This is a genomic window from Neobacillus sp. FW104-15D2 (assembly GCF_058790155.1).
Map to the genome: position 1 here is coordinate 57,795 of NZ_JBYTCJ010000028.1, position 16,961 is coordinate 74,755.

Genomic DNA, 16,961 nt, shown 5'->3' on the forward strand with positions numbered 1-16,961 from the left:
CCTGTCGTTTCTTAAAATTTAATTTCTTCATGTTTACATTGTAAACGGGAGGCCCTCTAAAAATTGTGACGAAGTTCACATCGATAACACTATGTGTGATGGGTTTCACAGGATTGTCATAAAACAGGAATCGACTATTTTTTCACATAAAAAATTTGACATGGCAAGCAAGTTTGCAGAAAATTATTATTGGAAAGCACGAACTTTGACATAAAATAATGAGGGGATTACTTATGAATCCAAAAACACAAGCCCTTTACGCATATTTAATTGAACATGCATCAGAGGTTACTAAAGACTGAGCAAGCTATAGAGAGATCAAAGAAGGATCTGATTACTCTGCTGATGCCCCTCCTGAGGTAGCAAATAAAGTAACCGACCAAAACACTGGATATGTGAAGGTTGTTGCAGAATGCTTGCTCCAAACTACTGAAGAAATGAAAGACAGCATTTCAAAATGGACCAAACAAACAGCCGCGGACCGTGTAAAATCTAATACCTCCTTAACGGAAGTTGCCAAGAATTCTGGAATTTTCCGCGAGGCATATTGGAAAAACATCAGAAAGTTTATAAAAGAGACCGATTTAGAAATAACTGTCGATGACCTCCTTGAATGGGAAAGAACAATTAACTATACACTTGATTACGTCCTAGAGACATTTACCAGTGTGTTCATGGATATCCTGTTAGACAGACTGCAAGCCCAATCCAATTTAATCATGGAATTAAGCTCACCTATCATTCCTATTTCCGATCACATAGGGCTTCTGCCGCTTATCGGGGACATTGATACAGCAAGGGCCAGATGGATAATGGAATCCACACTGGAACAAAGTGTTAATTTAAAAATAACTCAATTAATAATTGACTTTTCTGGTGTTGCTGCCGTCGACACGATGGTTGCCCACAAACTGATCCAGGTTGTTCAAGCCTTAAAACTAGTCGGCGTCACTACTACATTCCTCGGCATCCGTCCGGACGTCGCACAAACTGCTGTTAACCTGGGATTCAACATAAACAACATACGTGCAGAAAATTCATTAAAAAACGTACTACAAAACTTACAATAAGAATTTTTAAGACAGGACCGGCAGGGGCCGGTCCTGTTTTATGCTCTTTTAGAGGAAGCCCATAACCTTTTCAGTAAGCCTGCTCCCCTTTTTGTGAAGACTTCTACTCCTTTCCTCGAAACTTCTACTCCTTCTCGTAAAACTTCAACCTCTTTCTCACACTAAAAGACCGGCTCAAGCCGGTCCACTCGCTTTGGTTCTCTCCGTTTTAGAAAAACTTCTACTCCTTTCCTCGATACTTCTACCTTTTCGTGCAGAACTTCTACTCTTTTCATCGAAACTTCTACCTCTTTCTCCTAAACTTCTACTTTTCCTGTTAAATGGGCCTCCCTATCTAGCCCTCCAACTTGGACTTCTCCCTTTTCGCGCAGAACTTCTACTCTTTTCCTCGAAACTTCTACCTGTTTCTCTTAAACTTCTACTCCTTTCCTTGAAACTTCTACCTCTTTCTCCTAAACTTCTACTTTTCCTATTAAATGTGCCTCCCTATCTAGCCCTCTAATTCGGACTTCTACCTTTTCACGCAGAACTTCTACTCATTTCCTCGAAACTTCTACTCCTTCTCGTAAAACTTCTACTCCTTCTCATAAAACTTCTACTTTTCTCACATTAAAAGACCGGCCCAGCCGGTCCACTCGCTTTGGTTCTTTCCGTTTGAGAAAAACTTCTACTCCTCCTCGTAAAACTTCTACTCTTTCTCGTTAAACTTCACCCTCCTTTTCCAAATCTTCTACTCCTTCTCATAAAACTTCTGCTTTTTTATATTAAACAGGGTGCCGAGCTTCCTTTTCTGTGAAAAAAAAAGAAGCAACCCGCCTTAAGCGGGATGCCTCTCCAAACTATTCTTAGTACATTTCAGAAGTTGTTTTAGCCTGCATGTGCAGAAGCAGATAGTCCGGGCCTCCGGCTTTGGAGTCAGTTCCTGACATATTGAATCCGCCGAATGGCTGGTAGCCAACAATCGCGCCTGTACAGCCGCGGTTAAAGTAAAGGTTTCCTACATGGTAATCTTCACGTGCCTGCTCCATGTGCGCACGATTTGAAGTGATAACTGCACCTGTCAAACCGTACTCAGTGTTGTTAGCAATCTCGATTGCTTCGGTGAAGTCTTTAGCTTTTGAAAAGCCAACAACTGGGCCAAAGATTTCTTCCTGCATGATGCGGGATTTAGGATCAAGGTCAGCAAAGATAGTTGGCTTAATGAAGAAGCCTTTGGAATCATCGCCTTCGCCGCCAGCCATCAGCTTGCCTTCGCCTTTTCCAATTTCAACATATTCCATGATCTTGCGGAATGCACTACCGTCAATAACAGGGCCTGTGAAAATGCTCTGTTCTTCTGGATTGCCTACTGTTAGATCTTTTGTTAATTCAACAACACGGTTAAGGACTTGGTCATAAACATCTTCTACGACAACAGCACGGGAACATGCTGAACACTTCTGGCCGGAGAATCCGAAAGAAGAAGCTACAATAGATTGAGCAGCAAGCTCAAGGTCCGCTTCGCTGTCTACTACGATCGTGTCCTTTCCACCCATTTCAGCGATCAGGCGCTTCATCCACAAGTGGCCTTCGCCTACTTTGGAGGAGCGTTCGAATATACGAAGTCCTACTTCTCGAGAACCAGTAAAGCTGACGAAACGAGTATCCTTGTGGTCTACGAGGTAGTCACCCACTTCAGCACCGCTGCCTGGAACAAAGTTTAATACGCCTGCAGGAAGGCCTGCTTCTTCCATGACTTCCACAAACTTTGCGGCTACAACAGGAGTAGTAGAAGCTGGTTTTAATAGAACTGTATTTCCTGTTACGATTGCCGCAACAGTTGTTCCAGCCATGATAGCTAGCGGGAAATTCCAAGGAGAGATGATAATTCCTACTCCAAGTGGAATATAATCATATCGGTTATGTTCATTTGGACGGCTTTGAACTGGGATACCATCTTTTAATCTCAGCATCTGACGGCCATAGAATTCAAGGAAATCAATTGCTTCTGCTGTATCAGCATCTGCTTCTCTCCATGGCTTTCCTGCTTCTTTTGTTAAAAGAGCAGAAAACTCATGCTTGCGGCGGCGCAGGATAGTCGCTGCCTTGAAAAGAACATCAGAACGAACTTCTGCTTTGGTCTTTTTCCATGTTTTAAAAGCTTCAACCGCAGACTGCATTGCTTTTTCAGCAAGCTCCTGGTTTGCTTTGGACACGCGTCCGATTACTTCTTCTTTATTGGATGGATTGTAAGAAATAATTTTATCATCGGTAGAAACTTTCTCTCCGCCAATGACTAAATCATAATCCTGGCCAAGATATCCTTCCACTGTTTTCAGTGCCTCAAGATAGGCATTGCGCTCTTTCTCGTTTGTAAAATCTGTGAAAGGCTCATGCTTGTACGGCTGTACCATATTCTAACCCCTCCTATGTAATAAAACGTTTACACTCACTTCTCCATTTTATCACGTTTCTTTTCAGCCTTCCAACAATTGCGAAGAGACTGATTTTTCAGTCATCTATTACTACTTCCCTTACCTGCGATTTTTAGTTTTCCAACCGTTATTTGCACTAGCGAAGATACTTTTTAAGGTTTGAGGCTTTATCCTGGGGGACTACTATTTTGCAGCTGATATCCCCTCCATATTTTGCTGATTAGGTGCTTTTTTCCCATAAAAAAATAGCCTGGAGAATCTCCAGGCCTGCTGTTAATAAATATGGACATATGGTTCGTTCTGGTCTGCTTTTCGGTCAATGAGGGCTTCAGGACCATCAACAGATGTAACATTTACAGATACAGAAATGTATTTAGGGAAATGCTCCATAACAAGGCCCGCTACATATTGGGTAAATCCAATTGATTCTGCCTTGCCATAAAACTGTATGGGAATGGTAATATTCAATTCCTGTAACTGATCGCCTTCATAAAAAGCTTTGCCAATTACCCCATTAAAGTTTGGAAAATACTCTTCTACATCCTGTTTAAAGTTAAGAAAAGCTGTTGCATCATCACGGTGATCATCCATTGCCTGGTTTGAAGGGAATAAATAATACTTTTCATCTACCTTCTCCCAGCTGTCAATGCTGGAACTGCCGCTGTCGACATCCGTATATTCAAGGAATGTTCCCGGGATAACCGATGAACGGCTTTGCTGCTCGAACATCGCAATGGTAATCGGAACATCACTCAGGTCTTTCATTCCTCTAAGGCGCTTGAGCATCTCTTCCGCGATTTTATGCCCTTCGCGTACTATTTCATCCTGTGGGATTTTTTTCTCGAAAGTATCGCCAAAAGGAACTGGCTGATAATAGTAGATAGAGTTTAAAGCAAGACCGATGGTTACTCCGCCAAGTTTAACGGTATCATTGTCACCCTTAATCATATAATCATGCTCAAGGATATGTGACAGATAGATCGGGTGATTGGCCAGGCTGGTTTTTAAATCACCTTTCTCTTCGTTAAGCGGGTTAAGGCCAATATTCTCAGCATCCTTTAATCCCTCTTTAGCCAGCTGATCCTTTGTATATTTACGATTAAGCCAGAGCTTGACCGTTTTGCGGTCCAGCTCCTGACCTTCACGGAAAACATACTTATCAGGATCGAAGCTATGCTGAGCAATTCGCATTAAGCCCATTTCAAATTCATTAATATCGTATCTGGTGTTTAAATTATTTACGATCAAGCCTCGGGCCTCTCCCGGTTTAAATGGCAGTAGTGTCCGGTAATACTTATCAGAAATTTTATATTTTGGAATAATCGCTTTTTCCTTTTCTTTTTCCTTTGTTTGGACAACTTCATCTTTCTTTTGAAAGTTAGGTGCACATCCGCTTAAAAGAAGAAGAAAGGCAAGAGCAATTATTGAAAGCTTTTTCACTCTGTTCCCACCTCTTACTTATTTAATTCCTCCAGAAGTCTCTCCTCGTTCCAGGTATCAATTCCAAGCTCCTGGGCTTTTGAAAGCTTCGAACCAGCATCTTCCCCGGCAATCAGTAAATCAGTCTTCTTGCTGACACTGCCCGATACATTTCCGCCAAGAGCTTCAATCTTTTCCTTGGCCTCATTTCTTGTCAATATTTCCAGCTTTCCAGTCAGAACAATCGTTTTTCCTGCAAAGAAGGAATCCGATTCTTCCGGACTGACTGGCTTAGCGCCAAGGTATTCCATGTTAAGGCCTGCTTCTTTCAGCTCGTTCAGAAGTTCCTTCACTTCCTCTTGCTCAAAAAAGGTAACAATAGAATCTGCCATCTTATCGCCTATCTCATTAATGGCTGTTAGTTCTTCCTTTGAAACTTCAGCCAAACGGTCCATACTGCTAAATTCCTGGGCAAGGGTCTTTGCTGCTTTGGAACCAACAAGACGAATTCCAAGTCCAAAAAGCAGCCTCTCCAGCGAGTTTCCCTTTGAAGCCTCGATCGCGTCAAGAAGATTGGAGACTGACTTTTCTCCCATTCTTTCAAGTGCCAATAGCTGCTCACGGGTTAGCTTATAAATATCGGCTACATCCTCAATCAATTTTTCTGCAAAAAGCTGGCTAATAACTTTCTCGCCTAGTCCGTCAATATTCATCGCGTTTCTTGAAACGAAATGAATTAGCCCTTCCCTGATTTGAGCCGGACACTTTGGATTAATACAGCGCAGTGCTACTTCACCTTCAAGGCGAACGAGTTCGCTGCCGCATTCAGGGCAGTGGGTTGGCATAAGGAATTCCTTTTCGTCACCAGTCCGCTGTTCAGCAAGAACATTTACTACTTCAGGAATAATATCGCCTGCTTTTTTCACCACTACCTTATCGCCAATTTTGATATCTTTTTCACGAATCAAATCTTCATTGTGAAGCGAAGCTCTTTGTACGGTTGTACCTGCAACTCTTACAGGTTCCAGTATCGCAGTAGGTGTAACAACCCCAGTTCTTCCCACACTTAATTCAATATTTAAAAGTGTTGTAACGACTTCTTCTGCAGGAAACTTGAAGGCAATTGCCCAGCGAGGACTCTTTGCAGTTGTGCCAAGCTGTGCCTGCTGTTCATACGAATCAACCTTAACCACAATACCATCAATGTCATAAGCTAGATTAGGGCGTCCTTCGACCCAGCCGTTGATATATTCAATCACTTCATCTATATTGGCGCATTTTTTTCGTTCCTTATTTGTTTTAAGGCCTAATTTATCAAGATAATCCAGACCTTCACTGTGAGAACGGATGCCAGTTGTCCCTAAATCACCAATTCCATAGAGAAAAACATCGAGCTTTCTTGATGCAGCAATTTTCGGATCGAGCTGCCGGAGTGAACCTGCCGCCGCATTCCGAGGATTGGCAAAAAGCTCCTCACCTCTTTCTTCTCTTGCTTTATTTAAAGCTTCAAAGGAACGCTTTGGCATGTATGCTTCACCGCGGACTTCGAGTGTGACATTTTCTTTTAAGCGAAGCGGGATGGAATTAATGGTCCTCAGATTTGAAGTAATATCTTCCCCGATATTGCCGTCACCGCGGGTAGCCCCCTGAATGAAAGCTCCCTCTTCATATTTCAAGCTGACTGCCAGCCCGTCAATTTTCAGTTCAGCGACATATGAAAAATCATCTCCGACAACCTGGCGGATGCGACGGTCAAAGTCCCGCAAATCCTGATCATTAAAGGCATTCCCCAAGCTAAGCATCGGTGTCCTGTGCTCTACTTTTTCAAACATTTCAAGAACAGCTGAACCTACGCGCTGTGTTGGGGAGTCCGAAGATTGCAGTTCAGGGAACTGCTCCTCCAGTTCAATCAGCTCCCGAATCAGGCGGTCATATTCAGCATCAGGAACAGAAGGTTGGTCTAGAACATAATATTCATATCCGTATTGATTTAAAAGATTTCTCAAATCATTGATTTTAGCTTCAGCTGTTTTAAAGTCCATATATCCAGCCCTTTCTCAAAAGAAAAATCGACATCGTTAAGCTTTTTTAATAGGAGCAAATTTTGCTAAAAGGCGTTTTACACCTACAGGGCTTGGGAACGCTATATCCAATTCAGTGCCTTCTCCCTCACCTTTCACACTTACAACCGTTCCTGTACCCCATTTGCCATGCGCAGCTTTATCGCCAACCTTCCAGCCAATTTCATCTCCTCCAGTGGATGAGACCACCGGGCGGCTGACCGGCTTTCTGACTGCAGGTCTAGAAAGGGTTCCGGTACCGTTTCCTGAAGATGCTCCGGCTTTGCTGAATCCGCCGCCGAATCCAAAAGAAGATCCGCGGTTCCCAAATGGCGAATCACTTTGCTCAGGTTCTGCACCAACAAGCAGCTCTTCCGGTATTTCCTTTATAAAACGGGAAGCTGGATTCATGTTGGTACGTCCAAACAATGTTCTCATTTGTGCATTAGTCAGGAACAGATGCTGCTCGGCCCTTGTGATACCTACATACGCCAGACGGCGCTCTTCTTCCATCTCTACCTCTTCCATGAGAGAACGGCTGTGCGGAAAGACTCCTTCCTCCATACCAATCAGGAAGACAACAGGGAATTCAAGTCCTTTTGCTGAGTGTAGTGTCATGAGGACTACTCCGTCTGCTTTTTCGCCATCATCATCCATTGAATCGATATCGGCTACCAGAGCAAGGTCAGTCAAAAAGGCAACCAGGCTTTTATCTTCGTTTGTTTCTTCAAAGTTTTTGGTTACTGATAGTAATTCTTCAAGGTTCTCAAGCCGGCTCTGGGCTTCAAGTGATTTTTCCGCCTTGAGCATTTCAGTGTAGCCGGATTTCTCAAGAATTTCCTCCACCAATTCGGTTACAGATAAGAACTCTTGCATTCTGGAATAATTTTTAATCAAATCCCGGAACTCAGCAGCTGCTTTTGTTGTTTTCGGGCTGATTCCAACCAATTCAACAGATTCAAGCGCATCAAATAAAGACAAGTCATGCATGCCTGCAAAGTCACCAATTTTATCAACAGAGGTAGAACCAATCCCCCTCTTTGGCACATTAATAACACGCTGCAAGCTAATATCGTCGTCGGGATTGGAAATAAGACGCAAATAAGCAAGCATGTCCTTAATTTCTTTTCTGTCATAGAACTTGGTTCCGCCGACAATTGAGTAGTCGATGTTGGACTTAAGGAGTACTTCCTCCATTACACGGGACTGTGCATTCGTTCTATAAAGAATTGCAATATCGGATAATCTTTTTCCGTTTTGCTGCATCTCTTTTATTTTTCCGGCAACAAACTGGGCCTCTCCCTGCTCGCTGTCAGCACGATAATAAATAATCTTATTACCCGAGGGGTTTTCCGTCCAAAGATTCTTTGCCTTACGGTTCATGTTTTTTGAAATAACACCGTTAGCGGCGTTAAGAATCGTTTGTGTGGAACGATAGTTTTGTTCGAGTAAAATAACATTCGCATTTGGATAGTCTTTTTCAAAGGATAGGATATTCGCGATATCCGCACCGCGCCAGCGGTAAATGGACTGGTCAGAGTCACCAACTACGCAAAGATTTTTAAAACGGGAAGCCAAAAGCTTAACGAGCATGTACTGTGCTCTGTTTGTATCCTGATATTCATCTACATGGATGTACTGGAATTTTCTCTGATAGTATTCAAGAACTTCAGGAACACGGGTAAACAGCTGGATTGTTGCCATGATTAAATCATCAAAATCAAGCGCCTGGTTTTTGCGGAGCCTGCGCTGATATTCTGTGTAAATCTCACTTACAGTGTTTGAAAAATAATCACCAGCTGATTTTGCATATTCCTCTGGATCAATAAGCTCATTTTTCGCGGAACTAATTGAACCAAGGATGGCACGCGGATCAAATTTTTTCGGATCAAGATTTTTTTCCTTTAAAATTCCTTTAATCACGGATTGCTGGTCCGTTGTGTCCAGGATGGTAAAATTCCGATTAAAGCCAAGGCGATCGATATCCCTGCGTAAAATCCTTACACACATAGAGTGGAAGGTAGATATCCAGATTTCATCTGCCGCCCCGCCCATCATCTTTGAAATCCTGTCCCTCATTTCACGGGCAGCCTTATTTGTAAACGTAATTGCAAGAATGTTATAGGGATTTACACTCTTTTCTACCATTAAATAACCGATTCGATGTGTTAATACACGTGTTTTTCCAGATCCAGCCCCCGCCATAATTAAAAGAGGTCCATCCGTTGCCTTAACTGCCTTTTGCTGTTCTGGGTTCAAGCCGTTTAAAAGCTTGTCTGTTAAAAATTGCATCCTCTCACCACCATACAAACATTTGTTCTTACTTTTATTTTCTCTGTAGCTCCTCTATCCTGCAAGGCTGGACTACAGAGTTTTTTCAACTACATCAACGTATCGCTTTTACTGTTTTTAAAGCTTCTTCCAAGTTCTCATATATAGCGTTTCCTACCACTATAACGTCTGCATGAGAAGCCATTTCTGCTGCTTGTCCAGCTGTTTTAATCCCGCCTCCGTAAAAAAGAACGGTTTTTTGCAAGACCTTTTTCACATCTTCAACCAGACTTATATCACCATAAGTACCGCTGTACTCCATGTAAAAAATCGGGAGATGAAACATTTTTTCTGCCATCATTGCATAAGCTTTGACGTCTTCTTTAGAGAGTGAGGTTTGGGCAGAAGTCACCACTGATACCTTGCATTCTTCATTAAGGATACAGTAGCCCTCCATTACAATCTCATCCCAATCCATGATTTCCCCAAACTCCCTGACCGCTTCTGCATGAAGGCCGGTTATCCAACGGGGATCTCTGCTGTTCAAAACAGTTGGAATAAAATAAAGATCAAACCCTGGGGTGACAGTTTCCGCACTGGATACTTCCAGAACACATGGTACTGTGTAACGGCGTATTCTGGCCATTAAATCAAGAACATTTTCAAGCGTTACGCCATCTGTTCCTCCGACCATTACTGCATCCGTTCCCGACTCACAAATTTTCTCTAAATCTTCTTCAGCTATCTCTTTATTGGGGTCGAGTTTAAACACATGCTTCCACTCGCGAAAATCATACATCCCAAAATCCTCCCATTCATTATTCCATTACACCATTATAGCACTAGGAGAACGATTCAAAAAGAAAATGGGGGACTAGAAATGATAACCAGAGAATAGATTACCTCGTTTAAAAAGGTTCTGGTGACAAGGGGCATAATCTTTCTTTTTGAGATTACGGTTCAACCCTTTGGGGATGAACTTCTACTCTTTTCCCGAAAACTTCACTCTATTTTCGTAAAACTTCTGCCTTATTTCAGAAATACTCACCGTTTACCATAACAGAAAAAATAAAAAAGCCGAAGATTCGTATCTTCGGCTTTCCTAATTACTTTTCTTCAACTGGCGCCTGATCGAGTTCTTTAATTCGGTCTAGGGCCATTTCATATGCATCGTTTCCATAGTTCAAACAACGTTTTACACGGGAAATGGTAGCAGTACTAGCTCCCGTTTCAGTTTCAATCTTATGGTAGGTCTTCCCTTCATTCAGCATTCTTGCAACTTCAAGACGCTGAGCCAGTGATTGAATTTCATTCACTGTACACAAATCATCGAAAAATCGATAGCATTCTTCCAAGTCGTTTAAGGACAGAACTGCTTTAAAAAGCTGATCTAGCTCTTTACCCCTGAGTTTATCTATTTGCATACTCGTTCTCCTTTAATATCTAATCTGCGTTAAATGTTACACTTTTTGATAGACCGGGCTCAGCAGGAACAATATTTACCCAGGTTTTCCCCTGGACAAGAGGAGCCTGGTTTCCATTGAGAAAAGGAACAATTCTTCCTTCAACGTTCTTCCATTCAATCTCGTTTACTTTTCCTTTTTGTAATAAATAGCCATTCCCTCCGGACTGAAGATCGATATCACGATGTCCGGCACTATCCACTACTTTGTGGACCATTTCAAGTATAAGAATATTATTGAGCAATACAGGTTCTTTGGACTCGAGATCAACTGTTTGTTCACCATCTGAAAAACGCTTATACTTACCTGACGCAGAATCGTAAACATACTTTGAATCAAACTGGGTGTTTGAAAAATAGGATACTTTTACTGAAGAAGCATCTTTACCGGTAATCTTAGCGCTTTCTTTTTTACTCATATAAGTGAATGCTGCAGGTGGAGTGTCCATCTTGTATTTTTTCATTGCTGCGCCCTTTAAAATATTCTCATAGGTAATATATGAGTTATGAGGCGCTTTTCTGAAACTCGCCCTTTTAAATAAAGTTCCATCATAAACCATGCCATTTAGATTATCAACATAGCCTGATTCCAGCATTTCTTTTGCTTCCGGACTATATCCGTGTGCAATATAAAGACTGTTGAAACCCTTAGCTAATTTGACAAAATAACTTCTCGCACTTCGGACAGGCCCAACCTTTTCTGGCTTTTCACTTTGAAACACTGCAAGGAACCTGGTTATATCACCCTCTGCAAGTAATTCGTACACAATATCTGCCTTATTCAGACCCGATTGCGGCCTTGCTTTTGGGTGATTATTAATCATTACTGCAACTGCTCTATCCTCTGGTTTTGTTTCAGTACCCATACCTGTAAGCGGAAAGTGATAAGGATACTGGTCATCCTTATCCGCTGTTTTTACAACCGGAGCCTTTTCTTGCGGTTTCTTTATCGGCTCTTTCGCATGCTTTGCTTGACTGCAGCCTGAAAGCAGCAATACTAAGGCAGCTGCCGCCGTGGCCCATTTTCTAATCATTCTATGCACCCCTATTTACTCTCTCTGGCTGCATACCTCTTGTTGCTTCTCTCTCTTTACTATTTTAACGCATTATTGACGGAAAGAGTATCATTTTATTCATTACATCATACATCCCCTGCTGGGTAATCCGAATATACGGTAAATGTGTTGATGAAAAGAACAGCAGGCTGTATACAGGGTCTATAAATCCATAACCTCTTTCTCTGAGCACCTTAAACAGCTGTTTTTCCACTTTTATTAAATCTTCAACCGGCAGGTCTGTCATGATTCCACCTACATTCAATGAAACTTCACATACGACCTGCCCTTCTTCAGCAACAACAATCCCGCCGCCAAGCTCGCGCATTCTATTAAAGGCATTTAGCATATCATTTTTACTTTTACCAATGAGTATGATATCTCCTGTATTGGAAAAGGAACTTGCCAATCCACCCAAATCTGTAGCGAATCCTTTTAATAATGTATTAATTCTCCACTTCCCATTTCTGTCGATCAGCATAAAGAAACATTCATCATGATTCTTTGAGAGTTCATCTGATGATACATCTATTGAAATGGAGTATGGCTTAGTAATAACAGCATTCATCATCTGGATTCCAAATGGCATGGAAAACTGCATATCATCAGATGTAAGCTCCCAGTCAAGCTCCATTGGTTTTAAACCGTGATCCTTCCATTGAATAGATGGGAATTCATCTACCGGTTTCCCATCACGTTTAACCCACTTGCCTTTAGCCAGTACAGAGACCGGTGTTGGGTTCGACTTATCTGATAAAAAGTTTATGCTTGCGACTCTGCCAGTAGCAATGTTACCGTGCAAATGTTCAATATTGTAATAACGGGCGACATTAATCGTCCCCATATTATATGCGTCAATCTCAGGGATGCCTTTTTCTATAGCAATTCTGATCATATGATCTATAAGTCCTTGCTCGTAAAAACTTGATGATGAACCATCCGTATTAAACATCATTCTATCGTATGCCTGGATACCAAGCTCCTTCATTTCATCAAGTAATACGGGCAAGTCTGGACGTATGGATGAATAGCGGAGTGAGACCATATATCCCTGCATTAAACGGTTGTAGATTTCCTGACCAGTCATGGCCTCATGATCACAATCAGCTCCAAGAAGCATCATTTTTGCAAGTGTTTTCTCGGAGGCCCCAGGGAAATGCCCCTCAATTTGTTTCCTCATCCGCTTTGCTTCCTGAATCCAGTGAAGCATCATATCGTCTCCGTCCAGGAGCTTTGGCCAGCCAGTCAGTTCTCCTCCCTGGAGAACAGAGTCCTGCTCCAGCCAGGATTTGATTGTACTGTTTGAAAATACTTCACTTTCATTTAAAATTTCCGTCTGAGCATCAAATCGGCACCACCAGAACATGCTGACGGGCATCCTTTGAAGCTCACTCAATAACGAAAAGGATTGTTCCGTCTTTAAATGAAGGACTAGCGCCATATTGTCGTTTATCAGTGTGGTTGTTCCAAATTGAGACGCATAAGCAGCTAATGAGTGGGGATTATATAATTGAAAAGGATGGGCGTGCGGTTCTATATAGCCGGGCACCAATATTTCGTTGGTACAATCAATTATTTCGCAGTTTTCCAGCCGTTCAGGTAATTTTTGACCCACATAAACAATTCGGTCACCTGAAATCCAGATATTAGCCTTCATCCACTGCCGAAATGTTTGATTTAAATATGTTGCATTTTCCAATAGGATATCCGGCGGCTTTGTTCCATTCAAAACAGCCAGATGTTCGTTTAAATGTTTACTTTTCCAACGGTAACGCTGTTCGAGCATGATAGATCCCTCCCCTGTAATTCCTTTATCTATTAAAAAAGAGTAATTTTTCCGAATAAAGAAAGCGATTACAAAATTGTTTGTTTCTATCCTACCATAATTCGCAAATTACCGCATTAAAGAATTAGCGATAAATAATAAATTTTTGTGAAGGAGTGAACAAAATGAAAATTAAGCAAAATATAGGCATAATCAATGCCTTAATCCGAATTACTCTCGGCTTTACTTTTCTTGCGTGGGCTACTGCCAAACTAACTAAGAGGCCGAGGCAGAATTCAACCCTGCTTGTTGCCATGATGGCTGGTATGAAAATTGCTGAGGGTATTGTACGTTACTGTCCGCTCACCGCTTTACTTGATAGGGCCGGTGATAATGACCATAATAGGCATAATGAGGGGACCCATAAAGAGCAGGGAACCTACAAAGAGCAAGGAATGGATGCAAAGAGTTTAATGACTGAGTTTGCGAAAATGGGAAACCCTGCAGGCGCCTTAAAATCAGGCACTACACATACAGGCAATCAGGCCAAGAGCAAAACAGCTCCAGCCCAAGGAATGGATGCAAAAAGTTTAATGACTGAATTTGCAAAAATGGCAGAACCTACAGGTGCTTTGAAATCAGGTCCTGCTCATACCAACTCTCATCAGGCCTCAAACACAGCAAATGCCCATACAAACGGACAGGGAAAAGGTGCACCTACTGCTGCCGAGGAAGCAATCATCAGCCAAATGGAGAATGCTATTGAGCAAAAGGGTGGCAACGTAAATTTCGATCAAATCCTGCCAAACAATCCACTCTAAATTTTATATTAAAATAATGAAAATGGCTGGCGATCAATTCGCCAGCCATCTTTTTATTAAAGGCCAAGTCTTTCAAAAATTGTATCAACATGCTGCAGATGATATTTATAATCAAAACAGTCTGCTAGTTCCTTTTTAGATAAGAAAGAAGTTATTTTTTCATCCTCTTCAAGAAGCTGGCGGAAAGGAACTTGTTTTTCCCAGGCCTCCATTGCTTTTGGCTGTACCATATCGTAGGCTTCCTCACGAACAAGCCCTTTGTCAATTAAAGCTAGAAGAACCCGCTGTGAATAAATAAGACCAAGAGTGCGATCCATGTTTCGCTTCATGTTTTCCGGGAACACGGTCAAATTTTTAACAATGTTTCCAAAACGATTTAACATATAGTTAATAGCAATGGTCGCGTCGGGAAGGATAATTCTTTCTGCTGAAGAATGTGAAATATCCCTTTCATGCCATAATGGAACATTATCATAGGCAGTCAGCATATAACCCCGAACAACCCTTGCTAGTCCTGCCATGTTTTCAGAACCAATTGGATTACGTTTGTGAGGCATGGCCGAAGATCCTTTTTGTCCCTTTGCAAAAAATTCTTCTACTTCCCTTGTTTCACTCTTCTGCAGGCCGCGTATTTCAACCGCAAATTTTTCAATGGACGTCCCAATCAGCGCTAGGGTTGCCATATAATGGGCATGACGATCCCTCTGAAGCGTTTGAGTGGAGATTGGAGCAGCCTTTAGCCCAAGCTTTTCACAAACAAAAGACTCCACAAATGGATCTATATTTGCATATGTACCAACAGCGCCTGAGATTTTTCCATACTCAATTCCTTCAGCAGCATCTTTAAAACGCTGTAAATTACGCTTCATTTCTTCATGCCATAGAGCAAGCTTTAACCCGAAGGTAGTAGGCTCAGCGTGAACCCCATGCGTACGCCCCATCATAACTGTGTATTTGTGTTCCTGAGCCTTCTGGCCAAGTATGTCAATGAATCGTTCAATGTCCTTTTGAATGATGGTATTTGCCTGTTTCAAAAGATACGATAGTGCTGTATCTACAACATCTGTAGATGTTAGTCCATAATGCACCCATTTCCGTTCTTCTCCAAGAGTTTCAGAAACAGCCCGAGTAAAAGCCACAACATCATGCCTAGTTTCTTCTTCAATTTCCTTTATGCGATCAATATTAAAGCCTGCATTTTTCCGGATGGCTGCTACATCCTCTTTTGGAATATCTCCTAGTTCAGCCCATGCTTCACATGCTAGAATCTCTACTTCCAGCCATGCTTTAAACCGGTTTTCTTCTGTCCAAATTGCTCCCATCTCGGGGCGTGTATAACGCTCGATCATCACTTATCAGCTCTTTCTTTTGTTTTTATTTTTCCCTGCGAAAACTAAATTTACATATAACCCGCTTAAGTAAAAAGCCCAGACAGACACTTTGCTAAAAAGGTCTATTTGGGCTTATGTCTATTCCATCATAGCAAGGTTTTTTTGCCTGTGTCAACAAATTGACGAACATTATAGTAAAAATAAATGTAAACGTTCGGTTTAATCTGCAGGTATGGCTTCAAAAACAATTTTTCTGCCGATTGGTTCGTAAACCGTTTCATTTCCTTTTTTAATCTCCTGAAAAACCGGCTTCTCTGTACGCTTCACCGGAACATACCCTTCTTTGCGCATTCGATCCAGGCAATTTTCAATTGTCTCATTCTCCAGTACTTCAAAAGTCATTTTCTTTCCCATAAAAAAATCAATCTCCCTCTCCTTCAGGTACTCCTATTAACTATTATGGCTAATTTACATGTTTTGATTTATTTGTGCTTACCGCTCCATCCATAATAATAAATCTTATGCAGATACTCAATACCCGAAGCAGGCGAGATTTATAGCAGCAGCGGTTTGAGAATTATCTAATAAGACCTCTTGTTCATTCTGCATAAATGGGTACAGCGAGCTTCTGAATTTCACCCTTTCAAGTTAAACTTCTAAATTTTCACCAGGTTTTATTGACATGCGTGTGGGGCCAACAAAGCTTTTTAAAAGAGGGAATCCGCTCCCTCTCCGCGGACGATCCGGCAAGTCTCCCCGTTCGCCTCACTGCGGGGTCTTACCAGCCGTTTTTCAACTGAACATTAAATTTACACCTCGAATAAACACCGCAGGAAGGAAATTTGAATGCATTTTCGAGGAATACGGCGAATTCCCTTCCTTTTTAATTAATAGAGGGTTCTATTTAAAGGAAATCTCTTTTATATATCTTGGCTTCTACAATTTTTAATCGATGTTCTACAATTTTCGATCGATGTTCTACAATTTTCGGTTATACTTCTACACTTTTAGATATAACTTCTACATATTTTAGGAAAACTTCTACATTTATCACTTTCCGTTATTCCATACCCACGCAGTTTTCTTTAACAAAAAAATAGACAACCCATTTGGTTGTCTTTCCTTTGCCTGGTAACGTCCTATTAGAACAAACTTAGATTCCTTCTTTATTTTTGCCAAAATGCAAAAAAGCGAAACAAAAGTTTCGCTTTTTTCAAGATTGCGGGGGCAGGATTTGAACCTGCGACCTTCGGGTTATGAGCCCGACGAGCTACCGGACTGCTCCACCCCGCG

General features: G+C 41.7%; 12 protein-coding genes and 1 tRNA gene. 2 read left to right on the forward strand and 11 right to left on the reverse strand.

Annotated features, from left to right (window positions below; all coding sequences use genetic code 11):
- The first annotated feature begins 416 nt into the window (after positions 1-416).
- On the forward strand, positions 417-1,070 hold the full coding sequence (locus tag AC3WR0_RS19605; RefSeq protein WP_492553894.1) for an STAS domain-containing protein: 654 nt from the start codon (positions 417-419) through the stop codon (positions 1,068-1,070).
- A gap of 845 nt (positions 1,071-1,915) precedes the next feature.
- Here AC3WR0_RS19605 and pruA read toward each other — a convergent pair.
- The 8 genes from pruA to AC3WR0_RS19645 form a co-directional block, all read right to left on the reverse strand.
- Positions 1,916-3,463, reverse strand: coding sequence for an L-glutamate gamma-semialdehyde dehydrogenase (gene pruA, locus AC3WR0_RS19610; RefSeq protein ID WP_492553895.1), 1,548 nt, complete (start codon positions 3,461-3,463; stop codon positions 1,916-1,918).
- Positions 3,464-3,757: 294 nt separating this feature from the next.
- Positions 3,758-4,924, reverse strand: a complete 1,167-nt coding sequence (locus AC3WR0_RS19615) for a CamS family sex pheromone protein (RefSeq protein ID WP_492553896.1) — start codon at positions 4,922-4,924, stop codon at positions 3,758-3,760.
- Between the two features lie 14 nt (positions 4,925-4,938).
- Complete coding sequence (ligA, locus tag AC3WR0_RS19620; protein ID WP_492553897.1) at positions 4,939-6,945, reverse strand: NAD-dependent DNA ligase LigA; 2,007 nt, start codon at positions 6,943-6,945, stop codon at positions 4,939-4,941.
- A 36-nt stretch (positions 6,946-6,981) separates the two neighbouring features.
- Entirely contained in the window at positions 6,982-9,255 is a 2,274-nt protein-coding gene (pcrA, locus tag AC3WR0_RS19625) for a DNA helicase PcrA (protein ID WP_492553898.1), read from the reverse strand.
- Positions 9,256-9,349: 94 nt separating this feature from the next.
- Positions 9,350-10,033 (reverse strand): heptaprenylglyceryl phosphate synthase, encoded by a 684-nt coding sequence (gene pcrB / locus AC3WR0_RS19630; RefSeq protein WP_492553899.1) that lies wholly within the window; start codon positions 10,031-10,033, stop codon positions 9,350-9,352.
- A gap of 307 nt (positions 10,034-10,340) precedes the next feature.
- Positions 10,341-10,658: a YerC/YecD family TrpR-related protein gene (locus AC3WR0_RS19635; protein WP_027320424.1), complete on the reverse strand. Its 318-nt coding sequence runs from the start codon at positions 10,656-10,658 to the stop codon at positions 10,341-10,343.
- A 19-nt stretch (positions 10,659-10,677) separates the two neighbouring features.
- A complete protein-coding gene (locus AC3WR0_RS19640) occupies positions 10,678-11,730 on the reverse strand; it encodes a DUF3048 domain-containing protein (protein WP_492553900.1) in 1,053 nt (350 codons plus the stop codon).
- A 64-nt stretch (positions 11,731-11,794) separates the two neighbouring features.
- Positions 11,795-13,537 (reverse strand): adenine deaminase C-terminal domain-containing protein, encoded by a 1,743-nt coding sequence (locus tag AC3WR0_RS19645; RefSeq protein WP_492553901.1) that lies wholly within the window; start codon positions 13,535-13,537, stop codon positions 11,795-11,797.
- A 164-nt stretch (positions 13,538-13,701) separates the two neighbouring features.
- Here AC3WR0_RS19645 and AC3WR0_RS19650 point away from each other — a divergent pair, with 164 nt between their 5' ends.
- Positions 13,702-14,337: a YgaP family membrane protein gene (locus AC3WR0_RS19650; RefSeq protein ID WP_492553902.1), complete on the forward strand. Its 636-nt coding sequence runs from the start codon at positions 13,702-13,704 to the stop codon at positions 14,335-14,337.
- Positions 14,338-14,393: 56 nt separating this feature from the next.
- On the opposite strand, the gene purB is transcribed toward AC3WR0_RS19650, so the two are convergent.
- The 3 genes from purB to AC3WR0_RS19665 form a co-directional block, all read right to left on the reverse strand.
- Positions 14,394-15,686 (reverse strand): adenylosuccinate lyase, encoded by a 1,293-nt coding sequence (purB, locus tag AC3WR0_RS19655; RefSeq protein ID WP_492553903.1) that lies wholly within the window; start codon positions 15,684-15,686, stop codon positions 14,394-14,396.
- Between the two features lie 201 nt (positions 15,687-15,887).
- The gene (locus AC3WR0_RS19660; protein ID WP_027320420.1) at positions 15,888-16,082 is read right to left on the reverse strand and encodes an NETI motif-containing protein; all 195 of its coding nucleotides are present in this window, start codon (positions 16,080-16,082) and stop codon (positions 15,888-15,890) included.
- A gap of 805 nt (positions 16,083-16,887) precedes the next feature.
- Positions 16,888-16,961: transfer RNA gene (locus AC3WR0_RS19665), tRNA-Met, on the reverse strand.